This window comes from Gordonia phthalatica (assembly GCF_001305675.1).
Taxonomy (GTDB): domain Bacteria; phylum Actinomycetota; class Actinomycetes; order Mycobacteriales; family Mycobacteriaceae; genus Gordonia; species Gordonia phthalatica.
In genome coordinates this window covers 2,030,942-2,051,750 of the sequence record NZ_CP011853.1, presented here as the reverse complement: position 1 = coordinate 2,051,750, position 20,809 = coordinate 2,030,942, and the positions used below count along the sequence as shown (strand labels likewise).

The window sequence follows — 20,809 nt, the reverse complement described above, 5'->3', positions numbered from 1 at the left end:
AACCATGACCGCCGAGATCACTGCGAATGCCCTGACACTGCAACTTCGATCAGTTCTCGACGGGAGGTGGGGGCCGACGCGCGACGTGGTGCGCCGCCAGATCACCGAGCAGCGACTGCTCCCCCAGACCGGACTGACGCTCGACGAGTACCGGACTCGCATGCTCGGCCAGATGAAGGACATGGTGCCCCTCGGCTTCCCGGCGTCGGGATTCCGCCCCGAGCACGGCGGGACCGGTGACGTCGGCAGCGCGGTCACCGCGATCGAGACCCTCGGCTACGGCGATCTGTCGCTGATGGTCAAGGCCGGTGTCCAGTGGGGGCTGTTCGGGGGCGCCGTCGAGAACCTCGGCACGCAGGCGCACCACGACCAGTACGTGAAGGGCTTGATCGACCTCGACGTCCTGGGCTGCTTCGCCATGACCGAGACCGGCCACGGATCCAACGTGCAACAGTTGGAGACCACCGCCACCTATCTCCCCGACAGCGGCGAGTTCGAGATCCACTCCCCGACTCCGGGGTCCCGCAAAGACTACATCGGCGGGGCGGCCGAGCACGCCCGGTACGCGGCGGTCTTCGCCCAGCTGGTCACCGGTGCGCCCGGCGAGGAGGCGGCGAGCCGCGGCGTGCACTGCTTCGTCGTTCCGATCCGCGACGAGAACGGCGACGACCTCCCCGGCGTCACCACCTCCGACTGTGGCTACAAGGGCGGCCTGCCCGGCGTCGACAACGGCCGCATCCTGTTCGATCGCGTGCGGATCCCCCGCGCCAATCTGCTGAATCGGTACGCGGACGTCGCCGAGGACGGTACCTATTCGAGCCCCATCGAGTCCGACAACCGCCGGTTCTTCACCATGCTCGGCACCCTGGTCCGCGGGCGGGTCACCGTCGGCGCGTCGGCCGGTGCCGCCGGCCGTTTCGGGCTGGCCCTGGCCGTCCGATACGCCCTCCAGCGCCGCCAGTTCCAGGCTCCCGGGGGCGACGGCGAGCTCCTGCTGCTGGACTATCGCACCCATCAGCGTCGGCTGCTCCCCCTCGTCGCGCGGGCGTACGCGTTCGCGGTGGCCCAGAACGAGGTGACCGCGGAACTGCACGAGCTGCAGACCGCCGACCCGGCGACGGTCGACCCGAAGGATCTCCGCCAGCTCGAGACCAAGGCTGCGGCCATCAAGGCAGGCCACACGGCCCTGGCGCAGACGGCCATTTCCGAGGCCCGCGAGGCCTGCGGTGGTGCCGGCTACATGTCGGAGAACCTGCTGCCCCTGCTGCGCGGCGACATCGACGTGTTCACCACCTTCGAGGGCGACAACCTGGTCCTCACGCAGTTGGTCGCCAAGGAGGCCCTCACCTCGTACGCCGACGACGTGCAGGGCCTGGACGCCGCCGGGTGGGTGCGCTTCGTCGCGAACATGGCCAAGAGCATCGCGCTGGAGAAGACCGCGGCCCGCCAGGTGGTGCAGACGCTGCTCGACGACTCCGACGAGGATCCCGAGAACAGCGCCCTCACCCACCCCGGCACGCAGCTCCGCCTGCTGCGCAACCGGGAGGAGCACCTGACCCGGACCGCGGCGGCCCGTATGCGCCGCGCCCAGGACGATGACGATGCGGAGGCCCTGGAGGTCTTCACCGATACGCAGGATCACCTGATCAAGGTCGGCGAGGCGCACATCGAGCGGATCGTGCTGGAGAGCTTCGTCGAGGTGATCGGCCGGGTGGAGGACCGCGAGACGCGTGACGTCCTGAAGAAGGTCCGCAACCTGTTCGTCTACTCGCTGCTCGAGGAGGACCTCGGCTGGTTCCTGATGCACCGTCATGTCAGCGTCGAGCGCGCCAAGGCGATCCGGCGCGGTGTCAACGAGCTGTGCGGCGACCTGCGGCCCCATGCCCGGGAGCTGATCGACGCCTTCGGCGTCCCCGAGGTCTGCTTCGACATCCCGATGCTCACCGACGAACACTTCACCGGCTAGATGCCCCGACGCGAGAAGCCCGCCTCTTTCGAGGCGGGCTTCTCGCAGCAGTGCTCGGTCCGTGTCAGAGTTCGTCGATGTCGATGATGTCGTCCTGAATCGCGCGGGCCACCAGCGAGGCCTTGGTCGACGCGGCGCGACCGAGCTCCGCGTACTTGGCACGGATGCGGGTCAGGTGCGTGTTGACGGTGCCCAGCGAGATGAACAGCGCCTCGGCGACGGCGGGCTTGGAGTCCAGCAGCAGCCAGGTGCGCAGGACCTCCACCTCGCGCTCGGTCAGCGTCGGCTGCGGCAGCTTGGGGGCCTCGGGCTCGTCGCGGACCACCGTCAGCTGCGCGGGAGCCGTCCGCACCGGCTGCCCGGGAAGCGGCATCACACGTGCACTGAGACGGGCCAGCGCCTCGCGCCGACGACGGTCGACGGCCGATGCCGAACGCGGGCCGCCGACGGCTGCGGTGCGGGCAGTGGTGGCGGGGGCGATAGCGGTGACGGTCATCTTCGGTATCCCTTCTTCGGCGCTGGAACTCGGTGTTCCGCTGCTGTTGAAGAGAACGCTATGACCTTCCTGTGAGTCCGTCGATGGGGAGAACTCCCCATGCCATCACTGCAGGTCAGAGCCCTGATTGCGCGCGTACTCCTCATCGAGGAGCCCCAAGTCCCCACGACTGATCAGTCGGGTGGAGAGCGCGTACTCCACCAGCCGGAGCCGCCGGTTGGTCGCGAGCTTGCCGCCGCCGGCGCGCATTCCGCTGACACCGATCATGTCGAGTTTGTCGCAGACGTTGTCGAGTTTGCGATTGAACTTCGTCAGCGACCAACCCAGCCGAGCCGCGGCCTTGGCCGAACTCGGGATGGCGCTGGCGCCGGTGCCGTCACGTTTGAGGATCGCCTCGGCGAGGACCAGGATCGCCAGCCGCTGGCTGTCGGTGAAGTTCGGGACGCCGCGCGTGGTGTCGCCGCCGACCAGGTGCTCGACGGTCGGCGCCGACACGTTCGGCGAGCCTGCCTGCACCTGGACCTCGTACGTGGTGGGGCCCGCGGTGAAGACGATGCTGGTGCGCCCGAACACCAGCGGCATGCGTGCGCCGGGGCCCAGCGTCGCACTGAAACCGAGGTCCGCCGACGTCACCGTCGCGGACAGATGGGTGCCGAGGTTGGTGAGCCACCACATGCCGTTCTCGTCGTGCAGGACGAGGAACCGGCGGTGCAGGTACGGGTTGTCGTCGACCGTGAGGGTGGCTTCGCGCCCGATGTAGAACGGGTGCCCGGAGAGCACCGGGAAGCGTTCACCGCAGAACTCGGCGAACGTCGTCGACATCTCGGGCGGCAACGCTGATCAGGCCTCGGGCTCGTCGGCGCTCTCGTCGCCGTCGGACAGTGCTTCGACGGACACGATCGCCACGGTGACGTTGTCGTGTGCACCGGACTCGAGCGCGGCCTCGATGAGGGCGGCGGCCGCCACCTCGTTGTCGGGTGAGGCCTCCAGGATCACTGCGATCTCGTCGTCGGTCAGCTCGCCGTCGAGGCCGTCCGAGCACAGGAGGATGGTGTCGCCGGGCTTGGCTTCGAAGCTGAAGTAGTCGGCCACCGGCGTGGCCATGCCGGCGCCGAGTGCTCGAGTGATCACGTTGCGGCGGGAGTCGACCCGCGCCTGTTCCGGTGTCAGATAGCCGGCGGTCACCAGTTCCTGGACCTGCGAGTGGTCGATGCTCACCTGGCGGAGCTCGCCCGCAGAGAAGAGGTAGGTGCGCGAGTCGCCGATGTTGAAGGCGACCCAGTGCGGGACGCCTTCGTCCGTCGTCAGGACGATGCCCGTCGCCGTGGTGCCGGCTCGACGGCCCGTCTCCGTACCCAGCTCGCCGATCCGTTCCTGGGCGGTCTCCAGGAGCTCGGTGATGTGGGCGCGCGCGTCCGCGGCGTTCTCCCCGATCGGCACCTCCGAGAGGGTCAGCAGGGCGGCTTCGCTGGCGAGTTCGCCGCTGTCGTGTCCGCCCATGCCGTCGGCGACGATGTAGCGACCGGGAATCGCGAGCGCTCCGTCCTCATTGGCCTCACGAACGCGACCCACGTGACAGAACACCGCCCAGTCGACGGCGAGGCCTGCCACCTCGTCGCGGCCGGTCACCGCTTCATCGCGCAGAATCTTCGCTTCGGTCATCGTGCTCCCTGCCATCGAATGTCAGACGTGGAGGCTCGACGTTCCCCCAGCCCCGCCGTCTCCGCGAACCTGAGGTTCGCGGGTCTGGCCAGACATCTCGTACACCAATATCGAATCAAGTGTACTTTGGCGCGCGCTGCCGACGGTCCCGTGGTCCGACCTTCCTGGCGTGCGTCGGATTTTCAGTGCTGTGAAGCGTTTCCAGGAAGAAGCCCATCGGCACCCCGAGCATCGGACATCCATGATGGGATGGTGCGACCGTGCAACCGATGGTCCGACCAGTGCGACCGCCCACCCCGTGAACGGAGTTCCACCATGGCCACCGATGCGTCCACCCTCCTCGGATCTCCGCAGCGCGCTGCAGTCCGGGTCCTGAGCAAGGGCTCGACGGCCAAGATCCTCCCCCTCGGCAGCCTCGGCATCGCAGTGGCGGAGGCGTCCGGCCGTAACGCCACGAACAGCACTCCCGCATTCGGCCGGGTGGGCCTCCTGGCCGTCACCGCAGACGACATCGTCCTGGTGTCCATGGTCGGCGCCATCACGTTGAAGCCGAAGGACGTCGTCGCGCGGGTCCCGCGCAGTCGGGTTCGTGCGATGTCCGTCGGCGGAGGTGTCACGTCGACCCGCGTCGCGGTTCTCTTCGCGGACGACACGGCATGGGTCGTGGAAGTCCCCAAGAACACCGCCAAACAGGCCCGCGCGGTCGCCGCCGAACTCGGTTTCTGACCAGGCGCTAGGCGCGGAACAGTCGGTTCTGACCGTTCTCGTCGAACAGCGAAGTCGTGTGCTGGTGCGCGTCGCCTCGCCCGGCCTGCCGACTCAGGTAGGAGCGGCGGCCCAGGTGGAACGCCAACGGAATGAGCGAGATGCACAGGATCGGAACTCCGCCGGCGACCAGCAGACTCCAGTAGTCGGACCAGTGCAGCAGGCCGATCGCGATCGAGGGAACGATCGCGGCGACGGCGATCACCGACATCCAGAGCCGATTCACCAGCGCGGCGACGATGGCCGGCGCAACGAGCAGGACGATCATCCCGGTCGAGATCGACGTGTCCAAGGCGTCGAAGACCGACGTCTCGCAGGTCGCGTCGGCAGCCACACCGCCGTAGCGCTCCAGCGTGAAGGTCTTGCCGCAACCCAGGGAATACGAGTCGATCGGCCCGGTCAGGAGATGGGTGATCCAGGCGGCGTTCAGCACTGCTGCTACCAGCCACAATGCGCGTGATGCGTATCTGATCGAGGCCCTCCCCAGTCATCCGCTCGGGGCGGCTACCGCCCGGAGACAGCTTATGCCGTACTTCCGTCCCGGAATACGGGACGGAAATACGGCATGAGCGTGGGGGTTGCTGTTACCAGCCGCGCTCGGCGAGCCGGTGCGGCTGCGGGATGTCGTCGACGTTGATGCCGACCATCGCCTCGCCGAGGCCGCGGGAGATCTGCGCGAGCTGATCGGGGTCGTCGAAGAAGGTGGTGGCCTTGACGATCGCGGCGGCACGCTGCTCCGGGTTGCCGGACTTGAAGATGCCAGAACCGACGAAGACGCCCTCGGCGCCCAGCTGCATCATCATCGCGGCGTCGGCCGGGGTGGCGATGCCGCCCGCGGTGAACAGCGTGACGGGGAGCTTACCCGCCTTGGCGACCTCGACGACGAGGTCGTACGGAGCCTGCAGCTCCTTGGCGGCCACGTACAGCTCGTCCTCGGGCAGCGAGCTGAGACGACGCAGCTGCTGGCGGATCTTGCGCATGTGGGTGGTGGCGTTCGAGACGTCGCCGGTGCCGGCCTCGCCCTTCGAGCGGATCATCGCGGCACCCTCGTTGATGCGACGCAGCGCTTCGCCGAGGTTGGTGGCGCCGCAGACGAACGGCACGGTGAACGAGAACTTGTCGATGTGGTTCTCGTAGTCGGCCGGGGTGAGGACCTCCGACTCGTCGATGTAGTCGACGCCGAGGCTCTGCAGGATCTGCGCCTCGACGAAGTGACCGATGCGGGCCTTGGCCATGACCGGGATCGAGACGGCCTCGATGATGCCGTCGATCATGTCCGGGTCGCTCATGCGCGACACGCCGCCCTGGGCGCGGATGTCGGCGGGCACGCGCTCGAGCGCCATGACGGCGACGGCGCCCGCATCCTCTGCGATCTTGGCCTGCTCCGGGGTGACCACGTCCATGATGACGCCGCCCTTGAGCATTTCGGCCATGCCGCGCTTGACGCGGGCGGTACCGGTCGCCGGTGCGTTCTGAGCCGCATTCTGAGCCTCAGTGGACACTGATTGATCTCCCTATTCGTGGTATCGAATGACCCACCAAGTAAACCCGATCGGCCCTTGCCGGTGTTCAGAGGGTTCCGCTGACCCGCTCTGTGATCTCGAAGTATTGGGGCAATGTGGAATGGCCTCCCAGCCGGAGCCAGCGGACCATGCGGCGCCCGCCGAGTGCTCGCACGTCACGGACGGCGTCGTTGTAGAAGCGCCGTGCCATGGTCACCCGGGTCTGTGCGTCGGCGAGTTCCGCGACGAGCGCGGGTGCCCGGTTCACGCTCGACGCCCGCGCGAGGGCCACCGACAACTCGTTCTCGGCGGCTTCCCGGTCGGCGCGCGGGGCCGCTTCGGCACTGGTCGCTGCGTCGGCGAGAGCCTGCGCACCGTCGGCCGCCGGATCGGCTGCGGCGATCGTCCGCGCGACGACGGCACGACGTTCCAATGCCGACACCAGGGACTCGTAAGCCAGGTCGACGCGCACGTTGAGGCGATCGAGTCGGGTGGCGCGCGTCGCGGACAGGATGGCGAGCCACAGGAGTCCGGCGCCTGCCAGGGCGCCGACGACGATGCCGACCACGGCGAGAACCGTCATGTCGTCTCCCTCAGTCCGACACCACGACCGGGCCCGCGCCCAGTGTGACCGTGTCGTAGACGCGTTGGATCTGATCGGCGACACGCGACCAGTCGTACAGGTCCGCGCGCGCTCGACCGCGCGCGATGAGCGCCCGACGGGCGTCGTCATCGTCGAGGAGGTCGATGACGGCGTCGGCGAGCGCGGTCGGCGAGCCGGTCTCGACGACGCGTCCGGCGGTGCCGCCGTCGAGGACCCGCTGGAAGGCGACCAGGTCGCTGGCCACCACCGCCGCGCCCGCTGCCATCGCCTCCACGAGGACGATGCCGAAGCTCTCCCCGCCGAGGTTGGGTGCCACGTAGACGTCGGCGCTGGCGAGCGCCCGCGCCTTCGTCTCGTCGTCGACCATGCCGAGGAGGTGCAGGTGGCCGGCGAGATCCTTCGCGCGACGGCGGAGCGCCTTCTCGTCGCCGCCGCCGACCACCAGGACGGTGACGTCGGGGAACTCCTCGACGATCTGCGGCAGTGCCCGCATCAGGATGTCGATGCCCTTGCGCGGCTCGTCGTACCGCCCGAGGAACATCACGGTGCGGCCGGGCCGCGGATAGCCGTCGAGCGGTTCCACGTTCGCGAACGACGCGACGTCGATGCCGTTGGGGATCTCGACGGCGTCGTTGCCGAGCGACTCCATCTGCCAGCGCCGTGCGAGTTCGGAGACGGCGATCTTCCCCGAGATCCGCTCGCGGTACTGGCGCAGCATCGAGTCGAAGACGGTCAGCCACAGGGATTTGGTGGTGGCGGTGTGGAAGGTGGTGACGATGGGTCCGGTCGCAACCATCAGCGACAGCATCGACAGGCTCGGCGCGTTGGGCTCGTGGACGTGCAGGACGTCGAACTCGTTGACCTCGATCCAATGCCGGAGCCGGTGATACGCCTTGGGCGAGAACGTCACTCGCGAGACGGAACCGTTGTACGGGATGCCGAGCGCAGGCCCCGCCGAATCGAAGTAGTCGGGCATCCGCACGTCGGGACCGGCCGGTGCCAGGACGCGGACCTCGTGACCGCGACGGATGAACACCTCGGCCAACTCGATGACGTGCGCCTGGACGCCGCCGGGGACGTCGAACGAGTACGGGCAGATCATGCCGATCTTCATGGCGGCCTAGCCCTGCCCGCTGTCGGCCGGGTCGTCGTCCGCTGTGTTCCCATCGACGCCCAGCCGCTCGCGACGAGCCTGCGACCAGTCGCTCTCCCACAGCGGTTGCAGCATGTGCCAGTCGGCGGGTGCCGACGCGATGCCCTCGGCGAAGGCGTCGGCGAGCGCCTGCGTGGCCGCCTGGACGCCGCCCGAGGTGTCGATGAGGGTGCCGCACCGCAGCAGCGAGGTGTTCTCGTCGACATAGCTGTGATGCACCGCCAGCAGGTGCGCACCGGTATCGATCGCGAGTTTCGCCGGTCCCGCGGGCATCCGGGTGCGTTCGCCGAACAGGTCGACGGGGACTCCGCTGTGCGAGAGGTCCCGGTCGCCCATCAGGCAGACGATGCCGCCGTCCCGGAGTCGCTCGGCGAGCAGTTGGAACGGCGGTTGTTCGCCACCCGTCAGCGGGAAGACTTCGAATCCGAGAGATTCGCGGTACTCGACGAACTGGTCGAACAGCGACTCGGGTTTGAGCCGTTCGGCGACTGTCGCGAACCGGCCGTAGTGGGCCACCAGCCAGACGCCGCAGACGTCCCAGTTACCGGAGTGCGGCAGAGCCATGACGACACCCCGGCCGGACGTGCAGACGTCGTCGACCACCTGCCGGTCGTGGTCCGACATCCGGACGCTCGCGACGATCTCCGCGGGATCGGTGGTCGGCAGACGGAAGGCCTCCCGCCAGTACCGCGCGTACGACCGCATGGCCTCTTCGACGAGCCCGGACGGCACGTCCTCGGGAGCGGTGCCGATGACGCGCGCCAAGTTCTTCCGGAGCTGGTCCGGTCCCCCATTGCGGCGTCCCGCCGCGGTGCCGACGACGTCGAAGAGGCCCCGTGCCAGCTGCTCGGGCGCGTAGCGAACCGCCGCCCACCCGGCGCGGTAGCCGAGGTCGGCGGCGTAGTCGGTGAGCTTTCCCAGCACCGGTTCAGCCCTCGTTCGTCGACTCGTCGGCGTCGTCTGCGGGGCCGTCGTCGCCCGGCTTCTTCACCGTCGGGATCAGGTCGCGGGCACCCGGCGAGGTGTAGACCGACCACATCCGCTGCCCCACGGTGATGACGGAGGCGACGGCGAGAATCCACATCGCGACGTGGATCGCCCAGCTCCAGTGCAGCCCCGGGAAGTCGGTGAAGCCCGCTCCCACCAGGACGATGATCAGCCGGTCGGGGCGCTCGATGAGACCGCCGTCGCCGTACAGGCCCGCCGCCTCGGCGCGCGCCTTGGCGTACGAGATCACCTGCGAGGTCACCAGGCAGATCAGGGTGGCGATCACGAGCGGCTTGTGGGGCTCCACGAAGGCAGCCCACCACGCCAGCGCGCCGAAGATCGCGCCGTCGGCGATGCGGTCGCAGGTGGCGTCGAGCACCGAGCCGAATCGCGTGCCGCCGCCGCGGGCCCGGGCCATGGCGCCGTCGAGCATGTCGAACATGACGAACGCCCACGTGACCAGGGCGCCGGCGAACAGGTAGCCCTGCGAGAACAGGGCGATCGACGCGCCGACGGTCACGACGGTGCCGACGATCGTCATGACGTCCGGGGTCAGACCGGTCTTGATCAGCGCCTTGCCGATCGGCGCGGTGACCTTGGAGACCGAGGCGCGTCCGAGAATGCTGAGCATGTGAGGTCCTTTAGTGGAGTTCGTTCCACGCCTGCGCCAGCAGGCCGCGCGTCTGCTGGAGGAGCTGCGGAAGCACCTTGGTGTCGCCGACGACGGTGATGAAGTTCGCATCACCGGTCCACCGCGGCACGATGTGTTGGTGGATGTGCTCCGACAGCGAGCCGCCCGCCGCAGCGCCGAGGTTGAGGCCGACGTTGAACGCGTCGGGCCGCGACACGGCCTTGATGGTCCGGATGATCCGCTGCGTGAACGCCATCAGCTCGTCGCTCTCGGCGCGAGTCAGATCCTCCAGGTCCGCCACCTGGCGGTACGGCACCACCATCGTGTGGCCCGGGTTGTACGGGTACAGGTTCAGCACCGCGTACACCGACTCGCCGCGCGCGACGATCAGACCGTCCTCGTCGGACATCCGGGGGATGTCGAGGAACGGGTGCCCGCTGAGCTCACCGCCGTCGACCGGCTTCTTCGGCGCGGCGGCGGTGATGTAGCTCATGCGGTGCGGCGTCCACAGCCGCTGCAGGTGATCCGGATCCGTCATCGGCGCTTCCGGGCCGCGTCCAGGAACTGCTGCATGGTCTCGGCGGTCGGCGAGTCGTTGCGGCGCGACTCCTCCCACTCGTCGATGGCGACGATGGCCTCGTCGACCGGCACGCCGTTGAGCTGGGTGCCGTCGCGGAAGCGGAAGCTGACCGCGCCGGCCTCCACGTCGCGCTCGCCGGCGAGCAGCATGAACGGCACCTTGGCGGTGGTGTGGTTGCGGATCTTCTTCTGCATGCGGTCGTCGGAGTAGTCGACCTCGGCGCGCACGCGGCGGTTCTTGAGGCGTCCGACGACGGTCTGCAGGTGCGGGGCGAAGGCCTCGGCGACCGGGATGCCCACCACCTGGACCGGCGACAGCCACACCGGGAACGCGCCCGCGTAGTGCTCGGTCAGCACGCCGAAGAACCGCTCGATGGACCCGAACAGTGCGCGGTGGATCATCACCGGGCGCTTCTTGGTGCCGTCGTTCGCGGTGTACTCGAGCTCGAACAGCTCGGGCTCGAAGAAGTCCAGCTGCAGGGTGGACATCTGCCAGGTGCGACCGAGCGCGTCCTTGACCTGCACGGAGATCTTCGGGCCGTAGAACGCGGCACCGGCGGGGTCCGGCACGAGCTCCAGGCCCGACGCCTCGCCGACCTTGCGGAGGGTCTCGGTCGCCTCCTCCCACACCTCGTCGGAGCCGACGTACTTCTCCGGGTCCTTGGTCGAGAGCTCCAGGTAGAAGTCGTCGAGGCCGTAGTCCTTGAGCAGCTGCAGGACGAAGTTGAGGGTGCCGGTCAGCTCCTCGACCACCTGCTCCTGCGTGCAGTAGATGTGCGCGTCGTCCTGCGTGAAGCCGCGGGCGCGGGTCAATCCGTGGACGACGCCCGACTTCTCGTAGCGATACACCGAGCCGAACTCGAACAGCCGCAGCGGCAGTTCGCGGTAGCTGCGCCCGCGCGACCGGTAGATCAGGTTGTGCATCGGGCAGTTCATCGGCTTGACGTAGTAGTCCTGGCCGGGCTTGCGGACCGTGCCGTCCTCGTTGTACTCGGCGTCGAGATGCATCGGAGGGAACATGCCGTCGGCGTACCAGTCGAGGTGCTTGGAGACCTCGAACAGATGCCCCTTGGTGACGTGCGGGGTGTTGACGAACTCGTACCCGGCGGCGGCGTGCTGCTCGCGGGAGTAGTCCTCCATCTCCTTGCGGATGATGCCGCCCTTGGGGTGGAAGACCGGCAGGCCCGACCCGAGCTCGTCCGGGAAGCTGAAGAGGTCGAGCTCGGTGCCCAGGCGTCGGTGGTCGCGCTTCTCGGCCTCGGCGAGCCGGTCCAGGTAGAGGTCCATCGCCTCGGTGGACTCCCACGCGGTGCCGTACACGCGCTGCAGGCCGGCCAGGCTCTGGTCGCCGCGCCAGTAGGCGGCGGAACTGCGGGTCAGCTTGAACGCGGAGATGTACTTGGTGGTCGGCACGTGCGGACCGCGGCAGAGGTCGCCCCAGATCCGCTCGCCGGTCCGCGGGTTCAGGTTGTCGTAGGCCGTGAGTTCGGCGCCGCCGACCTCCATGATCTCGTCGTCGTCGGCCGCACCCTTGTCGTCGATCAGCTCGAGCTTGAACGGCTCGTTGGCGAGTTCGCCGCGCGCCTCGTCCTTGGACTCGTAGACGCGGCGCGAGAACCGCTGGCCCGACTTGATGATCTTCTTCATCTGCTTCTCGAGGGCCTTGAGGTCCTCGGGCGTGAAGGGATCCTCGACCTGGAAGTCGTAGTAGAAGCCGTCGGTGATGGGCGGACCGATGCCCAGGTGCGCCGTCGGGTTCAGATCCTGGACGGCCTGCGCCAGGACGTGCGCGCACGAGTGACGGATCACGCTGCGACCCTCGTCGGAGTCGGCGGGGACCGGAGTGACGTGCGTGTCGACGGACGGCGCCCACGAGAGGTCGCGGAGCGTGCCGTCGGCCTCGCGCACGACGACGATGGCCTGCGGGCCCTTGTTCGGCAGTTCCACACCGTCGGGCAGATCGGCATCCCGCATCGCGGCGCCCGCGGTAGTGCCCGCCGGAACCCGGATGGTCTCGGGCAGGCGGACTCTTTCAGCGGACGCGACGTTGTCGGGCACGGCGGTGGCTCCTCGATTCGATGTCGACGGGTGGTTTGCGCCGACCGTGGTCACGGTCGACTCACTGCACTTCGGTCACCGGTGTGGACGGAGTGCTGTTCGCGTTGAATCGTATCGCGCGCCATCCGTCGCACACCCACAGCGTCACGGCGATCACCAACAGAAGGAGAAGGATGTAGGCGCCGCTGCCGATCAAGCGGAACGGCAGTTCCCACTCCGGGCCCTCCGGCGCCCGGATGAACCGGAACACCCCGAAGGTGAATCGGAGGCGTTCGTGTCCGCTCGGCGTCACGGTCACGACGCGATGCCACCAGGTGAACGTCAACCCGATGACGGCGACCGGAGCCGCCCACCAGAGCCACGTGAGCGGACGACGACGGTCGGTCCGCTCGACGCAGTACGTCACGGCGATCAGCAGCAGCGGCACCACCCACACCCAGTGGTGTCCCCACGAGAACGGCGACACCGCGCACGAGGTCATGCCGGTGATCGTGAGGGCGAGGAGCTCCTGCCCCGCCTTGTGCGCGGCGAAGGCCGCCCACAGCCCGAGCAGGCCCACGACGAGGCCTGTCGGGATCCACAACCAACTCGGTGTGTGCCCCAACCCCATCGGGACCAGGCGTGCGAAGAACCCGTTCAGCGACTGGTTGGCGGGGTGGTCGAGCGGGCCGATCCGACCGGTCTCGGTGAGGGTCGTCGTCCAGAAGTTCCAGGCCTCGGTGCGGAGCACGAAGAGACCGATCAGGATCGTTCCGATGAAGACGGTGACGGCGGTGACCGCAGCGCGCCACTGCTTCGTGATGATGAGGTACGCGGTGAAGAAGATCGGTGTGAGCTTGATTCCGGCAGCGAGGCCGATGCCGATGCCGCGCAGCCGTTCACTGCGCCGCATCTGGTCGCCGATCACCATCAGCGCCAGGACCAGGTTGATCTGCCCGTTCCAGAAGGTGGTGTGGACCGGTTCCAGGCCGATCACCGTGATCGCGAACAGAACGGTGAAGGCGATGAACCGACCGTCGATCCGGAATCGCAGCGAACGCAGCGACACCCCGACCAGGGCCAGCAGGCACATGACGTTGCCGATGTTCCAGACGAACTGCGCGGTGTGCTCGGGCATCCATGCGAGCGGTACAAGGATGATCGCGGCGAAGGGCGTGTAGGTGAACTGCCACACCTTGTACACCGGCAGGTTGTAGAGGGGATGGCCGTCCCACACGGCGATCGCACCGCCGCGGTACACGCGGGTGTCGATGTTCATGTTGAACAAGCCGTAGACCGGATGGTTGATCGGAACCACCCAGATCTGCCACGCCACGATCAGGAGAGCACCCACTGCCGCGAGAACCACCATCGACCATGTCACCGAGCGCGTCGTCGCTCCGCTGATCTTCACTCGGTGATGATACGGCTTGAACGACATGGCCGACCGGCGACGTGACCGGTGCGGGACCCCTAATATCCTGACTGAGGACCGGTTCATTCCATCCGTGGAGTTCCGTCTCCGCGATCCTCGACGTACCGACGCCGTGTCGGTCGCTCGCACGACAGCGTCTGAAGGGAGTTCGACGCCGTGAAGCACCCTGCCGACCGCCGGCCGAAGAGCCGCTCGCTGCGTCGACTGGGCGGTATCGCACTCCGCGGTCGCGTGAAGCTGCTCGTCGGCGTGGTGGTCGCCCAGGTGGTCGCGATGGCGGCCAGTCTCGCGCAGCCGACGCTCAACGCAGCGATCGTCGACAACGGCGTCATCGCCGGCGACATCCCGTACATCGAGCGGATGGGATCGGTGATGCTCGGTGTCGCGATCGGCGGCCTGGTGGCCTCGCTCGCGGCGATCGCCCTGGGCTCGGCGCTGTCCACACGCGCCGCCGCAGACCTCCGCAGTCGCGTGTACCGGCGTGCCACCGACTTCTCCACCGCCGCCTACCAGGAGCTCGGCACCCCGACGATGCTGACCCGGACGTCCCTCGACACGGGTGTCGTCACCCAGGCCATCTTCCTGACCACCAGCGTCGCGGTCACGGCGCCGATCATCACCGTCGGTGCCGTCATCCTGTCCCTGCAGGTCTCCGTCGACCTGGCTCCGGTGATCGTGGTCACGGCGATCGTGCTCGGGATCGGTGTCGGCGTCTTCGTGAACTTCGTCACTCCCCTCGTGTCGAAGCTGCAGATCGCCGTCGACACCGTGAACCGCGTCTTGCGCGAGCAACTCGGCGGAACCCGGATCATCCGCGCCTTCCGACGGGAGCACACTGCGAGCGCGCGATTCGACGACGCCAACCGCGACCTCACCGACGTCGCCCGAAGGGTGGGCGCGATCCAGTTGATGCTGCTGCCCGGCGTCCTCTTGATCTCCAACGTGGCGATCGTCGCGACCAGCCTGTTCGGTGCCCGTCTCATCGAGGACGGGCAGCTCACGATCGGCGGGCTGACGGCGTTCACCGGGTACCTCAGCCAGATCGTCGTCGGCATCACCCTCTTCATCACCCTGGCCGCGGTCTTCCCGCGGGCCCGGGTCAGCGCCGACCGCCTCAACGAGGTCCTCGAGAAGCCGTCGGGCCTCCCCGACGAGGGGCGCCTGGCCCGCGCCGGACGCCTGCCACTCTCGTTCCGGGACGTGTCCGTGCAGTACCCGGGCGCCGAGCATCCGGCAGTCGCTTTCGCGACGTTCCACTGTCGTGCGGGATCGATGTCGGCGATCATCGGCAGCACCTCGAGCGGCAAGTCGTCCCTCATCTCCCTGGTCCCGCGACTCCTGGACCCGTCGTCCGGGACGGTCGACGTGGGCGCGCTGTCGACGCGAGACTGGCCGCTCGCCGACTTGCGCGCGGCCGTCGCACACGTCGGGCAGGGTCGCGCGTTGGTCGCGGGCACCGTCGCCTCGAATCTGCGACTCGGTGCCTCTGAGGCGGACGACGCCGCATTGTGGCGAGCACTCGAAGCGACGCAGGTGGCAGAGACCGTGGTCGACCGCGGCGGGCTCGACGCGGAGGTCGCTCAGGGGGGAGCCAACTTCTCCGGCGGTCAGCGGCAGCGTCTCGCCATCGCACGGGCTCTGGTCCGCAATCCGCGTGTCCTCTGCCTGGACGCGGCCTTCTCGGCGATGGACCGGAGCACCGCCGACGCGGTGCTCCGCGGTGTCCGCGAGACACTTCCCGACGCGACCATTCTGATCGCCGACCAGCAGATCGAGAACGTTCGGTCCGCTGAACGGATCGCCGTTCTGGACGGTCGGACCATCGTCGACATCGGCACGCACGAACAGCTGGTGCAGCGCTGCGCCGTGTACCGCGAGTTCGCCGACGCCCAGGCTCCGACCGCGTCGACCCCGGCTGGTACGCGATGAACGTCGTTCAAGCGGTGCGCGAGGTCCGCGCGTTCCTCGGTTCCGATCGGCGTCTCACATTCGCATTGGTGCTTGCACTGATCGCTGCGGCGACGTCGGTCGTCATTCCGCTGCTGCTGGCGCGGATGACCGACATCATCTTCTCGGGCGTGGTCGGCACCAAGCTGGCCCACGGTGCCGGCGACCTCGGCGACATCGCCGACCGCTTGGGCGCACACGCGGGTGTCGGAATCGACTGGCACAGCCTGTGGGCGGTCGCCGCCGTCGTGGGTGTCGCGCTCGTCGTCCTCACCTCCAGTCGGATCTGCGGCGGATTACTCGTCAACACCGCAGTTCAGCGGGCAATCCGACGCATCCGCGAGAGAGTCGAGAACAAGATCCACCGGCTTCCCGTCGCGGCGCTCGAAGGGCGGCGCCGCGGCGAGGTGCTGAACGCGATGACCGTCGACGTCGACAACTTCTCGTCGGTGATCGGCCCGATCTTCGTCCAGTTGCCCGTTCTGATCCTGACGATCCTCGCTGTCGCGACCATGCTGCTCGTCATCTCGCCGTTCTTCGCGCTCATCATCTTTGCGACGATCCCCGTCACCACGGTCCTCGCGATCGTCGTGCTGCGCCTCGCGAAACCTCACATGGAGCGGCAGTGGAAGACGACCGCCGCGATCACGGCGCATGTCGAGGACGTCTACAGCGCCCGCGACATGATCGCCGCCTACGACGGCGATCGGCAGACGGCCGCCGAGTTCGACGAGTTGAACGACCGCTTGCAACGTGCCGGTCAGACCGGACAGACGTGGAGCGCCACACTGACGCCGACCCTCACGTTTCTCAATGCGATCGTGTTCGTAGTCATCGCAGTGCTCGGTGCCCTCCGAATGCTCGAGGGCGCGGTCACGCTCGGCGTCCTGCAGGCGGTCGTCATGTACGCACAGCAGTTGTCGTCCCCGATCTCCGAGCTGACCAGCACTCTCCCCCGACTCCAGTCCGGGTTCATCTCGTTCGGGCGCGTCCGTGCATTCCTCGGCGAGTCTGAGGAGGACGGACCCGCGGTCGACGACCCCGTGGTGGCATCACCCGGGCGCCACCGCATGCCTCCGCGCATCGTCTTCGACGACGTGCACTTCGGGTACGACGACAAGCTCGTCTTGATGGGCGTCGACCTGGAGTTGGCCGCCGGGCGCACCACCGCGCTGGTCGGTGCGACGGGCTCCGGCAAGACCACGATCACCAGCCTGCTGCAGCGATTCGTCGAGCCGTCGGCCGGTGTCATCACGATCGACGGCGAAGACATCGCCGACATGGCCCGGGGCCGGGTGCGCGCGCAGCTCGCCGTCGTGACCCAGGACCCGTGGCTGTTCAGCGGGACCGCGGGAGAGAACGTCGACTTCGGCACCAAGGAGGGGCGGGTCCCAGACAGCTGGATGATCGACCTGCTCTTAGCCGGACTCCCGAACGGCCGCGACACCGACGTCTCCGGCGACAACGACATCATCAGCGCCGGCGAGAAGCAGTTGCTGACTGTGGCACGCGCCCTCGCCGGTGATCCGGACATCCTCATTCTCGACGAGGCCACCAGCGCCGCCGACCCCCGCACAGAGCTGGTCATCGGCCGCGGCTTGGAAGCGCTCCGGCATCGCACGACGACCCTGATCGTGACGCACCGCTACTCCACTCTCGCGACCGCCGACAGCATCGCCGTGCTCGCGGACGGCCGGATCATCGAGCACGGAACTGCCGACGAACTACTCGCCGCCGGCGGTGAGTTCGCGCGGCTGTACGGGGTGTCTCCCCCGGAATAGCCGGACAGCACTCCTCGACCCCGTGTCCTCTGTTTGTGCCAACTACCCGTGTGTCCCGTGTCAAACGACGATCGCGAATGTACTTCACATCACCGACATGTCACGATATGTCGGCATCGGCACACTTGATCCACTCCCCTTGCCGGGCCAGTTAAACCACCAAGGAATTGACAACATCGTGATTCGTTCGCCTCGTCGGCTCGTCGCCGCAGCCGTGTCCATCGCTGCCGGAACGGCCCTACTCGCCTCCACCGCGTCCCCTGCCGTCACCTCGGCCGCACCGGGAACCAGCTTGGTCTCCTCCACCTCAACCGGAGCACAGAGTGCGGACATCGTGGTCCATTCCGCGTCCATGAATCGCAATATCCCGCTGTCGGTCCTGCTGCCGAAGAACCGCGACAAACCGGCGGGTGTGCTCTACCTGCTCAACGGCGCCGGAGGCGGCGAGGACTCCGCCAGCTGGCAGGCCAAGACCGACATCAAGAAGTTCTTCGCGAACAAGAACGTCTACGTCATCACGCCGATGCAGGGCGCCTACACCTATTACACGGACTGGGTGAACGCCGACAAGAAGCTCGGCGTCAACAAGTGGTCGACCTTCCTCGGCAAGGAGCTTCCGTCGGTCGTCGACTCCACGTACAAGACGAACGGCAAGAATTCGATCGCGGGCATCTCCTCGTCGGCGACGTCGGTCCTGAACCTCGCCATCGAGCACAAGGGCCTCTACAAGTCAGTCGGCTCGTACAGCGGCTGCGCGAGCTCGTCGTCGGACATGGGCATGATGTACATCCGCATGGTCGTCAAGAGCCGCGGCGGCGCCGACCCCGAGAACATGTGGGGACCGTACGAGGGCGGTCAGTGGAAGGAGCACGATCCGATCGTCAACGCCGCGAAGTTGAAGGGCCTGTCGCTCTACCTGAGTGCAGCGACCGGCGTGCCCGGAAAGTACGACACGCCAGCCTACACCCCGGACCCGGACACACTGAGTGATCAGATCGTCGTCGGCGGCACCATCGAGGCCGCCACTCGCGTCTGCACCGAGATGCTCGCATCCAAGCTCGCAGACCTCCACATCCCGGCCACCGTCGACCGGCCCGCGGCGGGCTCGCACTCCTGGCACTACTGGCAGGATCAGCTGCACAAGTCGTGGCCGCAGCTCGCGCGGAGCATCGGCGCGTAACCCGTTCCGCCGGCCTTTGACAGTCCGGTCGAGCAAATCTCCGGACTGCTGTGAGCGCTGGGACCCTGCGATCGTGACCGCAGGGTCCCAGCGCTCACTATTGAACCGCCGCATGAATTCGAACCGGCCACGAATACAAGCCGGCCATCAATACGAGGAAAGGCCCGCAGTCGCCTGCGGGCCTTTCCGTTGTGGTCCCGGCTGGGATCGAACCAGCGACCTTCCCGGTGTGAACGGGAAAACGCCACCGCGCGGACCTGGCGATATGTACTCTGACCTGGCCAAACACTTGGACCGAGTTAGACGGTTTTGGACCCGTTTGGACACAATGTGTGTCCAGAACGTGTCCACGACAAAGGCCCGGATCTCGATGAGGTCCGGGCCTTGTCAGCGTGGCGAGACCTTCCGGCCTCCGATTCAGTTGTGCCTACATCATCTCACCCTTGGCCAAGCGACATGAGGACCTCGTAATGATGGTGTCGGCCGCCGACGCGGTACGGCATGGGCAGACCTTCCAGGGTGTAGGTCTTGGTCCGCCAGATGACCGTGGTGACTTGCTCAATGCGCGCGTCGGCCACCACCAGCCGGTAGGTGGTGAGCGACGTGGACCGGCCGCGCTGGGCCTGTTCGGTGCCGGAGATCGGGATGACCGCGGCCCGGACGGGGACGTTCTGGGTCGGGATCGGGTCGTCATTCTCGTCCCGACCTCCACCGATCTTGAGGGTGACCGAGTCCCGGAGAAGTAGCCGAGGCATTACGCGGCCCTCCGGCGGTATCGGTTGAGGACGGCCAGCTCGGCCAGGGTGAACCCGTTGAACGCGTCGGAGAAGCTCACGACGCCGGTGGCGTACTTGAGTCCCTCGGGGTTGGCCAACATGCGCGCCGAGGCCATGAGGACCACGGCGTCCACGCCGGGACGGGTGGACCCATCGGCCTTGAGGTGAGCTCCGCGGGTGTAGGCGTCGCACATGGCCAAGGCCATGGTGACGGCCTGGGTGGCCTGGGCCATGAGCGCGGTGTCGGTGGTGTCGGCCCCGAGCCACTTGACCAGATCAGTGTTGGTGACGGCCATCTCGGCCTCCTGTTCCTAGTGGAAAGGCCCCGGCCGGAGGAACGTGACAACCTCCGGCCGAGGCCAGTTCATGGGCCGATCAGGCCGCGGTGAGGACCGTGACGGCCTCCGGGTGCAGGAGGCCGAGATCGTAGCGGGTGACCACGCGGATGGCCTGCTCGTCGTAGTCGGCGTAACGCTCCGAGAGGACCGTGACGCTCGGCTGGAGGTCGCGGACCACGGCCACGTTGCTCATGTCCACCAGCATGGCCTTGCCGGTGGCCAGCTTGTTGGTGACGATGACCGGGACGCCGAACAGGGTGCGCTTGCCCTCGGCCGTGAGGTCCGGCGTGATGAGGTAGCGGCCATCGGCGTCCTTGATCTTGCTCAAGGCGTAGAAGTCGGCACCGGAGATCATCCAGTGGGTCGGCGCGATCTCATGCGAGGCGGCGACGGCCAGCGCGTCCAGGAGCGAGTCCGGCTCGGTCACGTCCAGGACGCCGGTGGAGACGCCGGTCTGGTTGATGAGGCCGGTGACGGTGTTGGCCGCGCCGTCGCCACCCAGGAGCGCGTCGTCCAGCTTGTTGGCCACGTCGGTGACCAAGCGCTGGCGGAGAACGGCGTCCAGGCCGACGACGCTCTGGCGGGCCAGTTCGTTCGAGAACCTGATGAGGGTTTTGATCGACTTGAGCGTGGAGGGCATGAGGTTGATCTCATCGAACTCCACGTCTCCGGCGGGGATGAGCTCGGACTCACCGACCCAGCCGACCGAGGCACCGGCGGTCACCCGCGGGATACGCAGCGGCTCCGAGGAGTCGAAGATCTTGGGTCCGGCGGCCAGGACCACCGAGGCGGCCTCCAGAGGTTGGACCAGGAGGCTGGCGACCTGTTCCTTGAGGAGTGCGCCGTTGGTTGCAGTGGTTTCAGTCATGGGAATGTCTCCAGATATGAAGGGACGGAACGGTTTCCGCGTCTGGAGCACCTGGCCCGCTCTGCGGTGAGAATCTCGCCACCTGGGCGTTACGTCTCACTA

General features: G+C 67.6%; 20 protein-coding genes. 5 read left to right on the top strand and 15 right to left on the bottom strand.

Annotated elements, in window-relative coordinates:
* Positions 1-4: 4 nt before the first annotated feature.
* Positions 5-1,966, top strand: coding sequence for an acyl-CoA dehydrogenase family protein (locus ACH46_RS09650; RefSeq protein WP_062392706.1), 1,962 nt, complete (start codon positions 5-7; stop codon positions 1,964-1,966).
* A gap of 64 nt (positions 1,967-2,030) precedes the next feature.
* Here the strand turns inward: ACH46_RS09650 and ACH46_RS09645 are convergent, their stop codons facing one another.
* From ACH46_RS09645 to ACH46_RS09635, 3 genes are all read right to left on the bottom strand, one after another.
* Complete coding sequence (locus tag ACH46_RS09645) at positions 2,031-2,462, bottom strand: helix-turn-helix domain-containing protein (protein ID WP_062392705.1); 432 nt, start codon at positions 2,460-2,462, stop codon at positions 2,031-2,033.
* A 105-nt stretch (positions 2,463-2,567) separates the two neighbouring features.
* Complete coding sequence (locus ACH46_RS09640; protein WP_193392960.1) at positions 2,568-3,284, bottom strand: FHA domain-containing protein; 717 nt, start codon at positions 3,282-3,284, stop codon at positions 2,568-2,570.
* Between the two features lie 18 nt (positions 3,285-3,302).
* Complete coding sequence (locus ACH46_RS09635; protein WP_062392703.1) at positions 3,303-4,124, bottom strand: PP2C family protein-serine/threonine phosphatase; 822 nt, start codon at positions 4,122-4,124, stop codon at positions 3,303-3,305.
* 315 nt (positions 4,125-4,439) lie between these two features.
* Between ACH46_RS09635 and ACH46_RS09630 the strand changes: the two genes are divergently transcribed.
* A complete protein-coding gene (locus ACH46_RS09630) occupies positions 4,440-4,850 on the top strand; it encodes a hypothetical protein (RefSeq protein WP_062392702.1) in 411 nt (136 codons plus the stop codon).
* Between the two features lie 7 nt (positions 4,851-4,857).
* Here the strand turns inward: ACH46_RS09630 and ACH46_RS09625 are convergent, their stop codons facing one another.
* The 9 genes from ACH46_RS09625 to ACH46_RS09585 all read right to left on the bottom strand — a co-directional run bounded on the left by ACH46_RS09625 (position 4,858) and on the right by ACH46_RS09585 (position 13,796).
* Positions 4,858-5,322 carry a hypothetical protein gene (locus ACH46_RS09625; protein WP_062392701.1) on the bottom strand — a complete coding sequence of 155 codons (465 nt, stop codon included), beginning with the start codon at positions 5,320-5,322 and terminating at the stop codon, positions 4,858-4,860.
* Between the two features lie 151 nt (positions 5,323-5,473).
* Complete coding sequence (pdxS, locus tag ACH46_RS09620) at positions 5,474-6,322, bottom strand: pyridoxal 5'-phosphate synthase lyase subunit PdxS (protein ID WP_236995131.1); 849 nt, start codon at positions 6,320-6,322, stop codon at positions 5,474-5,476.
* A gap of 136 nt (positions 6,323-6,458) precedes the next feature.
* Positions 6,459-6,974 (bottom strand): LemA family protein, encoded by a 516-nt coding sequence (locus ACH46_RS09615; protein WP_062392699.1) that lies wholly within the window; start codon positions 6,972-6,974, stop codon positions 6,459-6,461.
* A gap of 10 nt (positions 6,975-6,984) precedes the next feature.
* Positions 6,985-8,109 carry a glycosyltransferase family 4 protein gene (locus tag ACH46_RS09610; RefSeq protein ID WP_062392698.1) on the bottom strand — a complete coding sequence of 375 codons (1,125 nt, stop codon included), beginning with the start codon at positions 8,107-8,109 and terminating at the stop codon, positions 6,985-6,987.
* 6 nt (positions 8,110-8,115) lie between these two features.
* A complete protein-coding gene (locus tag ACH46_RS09605) occupies positions 8,116-9,072 on the bottom strand; it encodes a phosphatidylinositol mannoside acyltransferase (protein WP_062392697.1) in 957 nt (318 codons plus the stop codon).
* A 4-nt stretch (positions 9,073-9,076) separates the two neighbouring features.
* Positions 9,077-9,766, bottom strand: a complete 690-nt coding sequence (gene pgsA / locus ACH46_RS09600) for a phosphatidylinositol phosphate synthase (RefSeq protein ID WP_062392696.1) — start codon at positions 9,764-9,766, stop codon at positions 9,077-9,079.
* Positions 9,767-9,776: 10 nt separating this feature from the next.
* Complete coding sequence (locus ACH46_RS09595) at positions 9,777-10,304, bottom strand: ATP adenylyltransferase (protein ID WP_062392695.1); 528 nt, start codon at positions 10,302-10,304, stop codon at positions 9,777-9,779.
* Complete coding sequence (thrS, locus tag ACH46_RS09590; RefSeq protein ID WP_062392694.1) at positions 10,301-12,403, bottom strand: threonine--tRNA ligase; 2,103 nt, start codon at positions 12,401-12,403, stop codon at positions 10,301-10,303. The genes ACH46_RS09595 and thrS overlap by 4 nt, the downstream gene beginning before the upstream one ends.
* Positions 12,404-12,464: 61 nt before the next feature.
* A complete protein-coding gene (locus tag ACH46_RS09585) occupies positions 12,465-13,796 on the bottom strand; it encodes a glycosyltransferase 87 family protein (protein WP_226995826.1) in 1,332 nt (443 codons plus the stop codon).
* A 177-nt stretch (positions 13,797-13,973) separates the two neighbouring features.
* On the opposite strand from ACH46_RS09585, the gene ACH46_RS09580 reads away from it, so the two are divergent.
* The 3 genes from ACH46_RS09580 to ACH46_RS09570 all read left to right on the top strand — a co-directional run bounded on the left by ACH46_RS09580 (position 13,974) and on the right by ACH46_RS09570 (position 18,725).
* Complete coding sequence (locus ACH46_RS09580; RefSeq protein WP_226995825.1) at positions 13,974-15,746, top strand: ABC transporter ATP-binding protein; 1,773 nt, start codon at positions 13,974-13,976, stop codon at positions 15,744-15,746.
* 68 nt (positions 15,747-15,814) lie between these two features.
* Entirely contained in the window at positions 15,815-17,545 is a 1,731-nt protein-coding gene (locus tag ACH46_RS09575) for an ABC transporter ATP-binding protein (RefSeq protein ID WP_236995117.1), read from the top strand.
* Positions 17,546-17,723: 178 nt separating this feature from the next.
* Positions 17,724-18,725 (top strand): alpha/beta hydrolase, encoded by a 1,002-nt coding sequence (locus ACH46_RS09570; protein ID WP_062392692.1) that lies wholly within the window; start codon positions 17,724-17,726, stop codon positions 18,723-18,725.
* 437 nt (positions 18,726-19,162) lie between these two features.
* Here ACH46_RS09570 and ACH46_RS09565 read toward each other — a convergent pair whose 3' ends face one another.
* From ACH46_RS09565 to ACH46_RS09555, 3 genes are all read right to left on the bottom strand, one after another.
* Positions 19,163-19,480, bottom strand: coding sequence for a head-tail adaptor protein (locus ACH46_RS09565; protein WP_045537999.1), 318 nt, complete (start codon positions 19,478-19,480; stop codon positions 19,163-19,165).
* A complete protein-coding gene (locus ACH46_RS09560) occupies positions 19,480-19,797 on the bottom strand; it encodes a hypothetical protein (RefSeq protein WP_062392691.1) in 318 nt (105 codons plus the stop codon). Before ACH46_RS09560 ends, ACH46_RS09565 begins: the two co-directional genes overlap by 1 nt.
* 79 nt (positions 19,798-19,876) lie before the next feature.
* A complete protein-coding gene (locus ACH46_RS09555; protein WP_045538003.1) occupies positions 19,877-20,707 on the bottom strand; it encodes a phage major capsid protein in 831 nt (276 codons plus the stop codon).
* Positions 20,708-20,809 lie beyond the last annotated feature (102 nt).

Excerpts from the sequence above, each read along its gene's own strand:
- ACH46_RS09615 (WP_062392699.1), bottom strand. The coding sequence starts at position 6,974 with ATGACGGTTCTCGCCGTGGTCGGCATCGTCGTCGGCGCCCTGGCAGGC.
- ACH46_RS09565 (WP_045537999.1), bottom strand. The coding sequence starts at position 19,480 with ATGCCTCGGCTACTTCTCCGGGACTCGGTCACCCTCAAGATCGGTGGA.
- ACH46_RS09645 (WP_062392705.1), bottom strand. The coding sequence starts at position 2,462 with ATGACCGTCACCGCTATCGCCCCCGCCACCACTGCCCGCACCGCAGCC.
- ACH46_RS09610 (WP_062392698.1), bottom strand. The coding sequence starts at position 8,109 with ATGAAGATCGGCATGATCTGCCCGTACTCGTTCGACGTCCCCGGCGGC.
- ACH46_RS09650 (WP_062392706.1), top strand. The coding sequence starts at position 5 with ATGACCGCCGAGATCACTGCGAATGCCCTGACACTGCAACTTCGATCA.
- ACH46_RS09630 (WP_062392702.1), top strand. The coding sequence starts at position 4,440 with ATGGCCACCGATGCGTCCACCCTCCTCGGATCTCCGCAGCGCGCTGCA.
- pgsA (WP_062392696.1), bottom strand. The coding sequence starts at position 9,766 with ATGCTCAGCATTCTCGGACGCGCCTCGGTCTCCAAGGTCACCGCGCCG.
- ACH46_RS09560 (WP_062392691.1), bottom strand. The coding sequence starts at position 19,797 with ATGGCCGTCACCAACACTGATCTGGTCAAGTGGCTCGGGGCCGACACC.
- ACH46_RS09635 (WP_062392703.1), bottom strand. The coding sequence starts at position 4,124 with ATGACCGAAGCGAAGATTCTGCGCGATGAAGCGGTGACCGGCCGCGAC.
- ACH46_RS09595 (WP_062392695.1), bottom strand. The coding sequence starts at position 10,304 with ATGACGGATCCGGATCACCTGCAGCGGCTGTGGACGCCGCACCGCATG.
- ACH46_RS09555 (WP_045538003.1), bottom strand. The coding sequence starts at position 20,707 with ATGACTGAAACCACTGCAACCAACGGCGCACTCCTCAAGGAACAGGTC.
- ACH46_RS09640 (WP_193392960.1), bottom strand. The coding sequence starts at position 3,284 with ATGTCGACGACGTTCGCCGAGTTCTGCGGTGAACGCTTCCCGGTGCTC.
- pdxS (WP_236995131.1), bottom strand. The coding sequence starts at position 6,322 with ATGGCCGAAATGCTCAAGGGCGGCGTCATCATGGACGTGGTCACCCCG.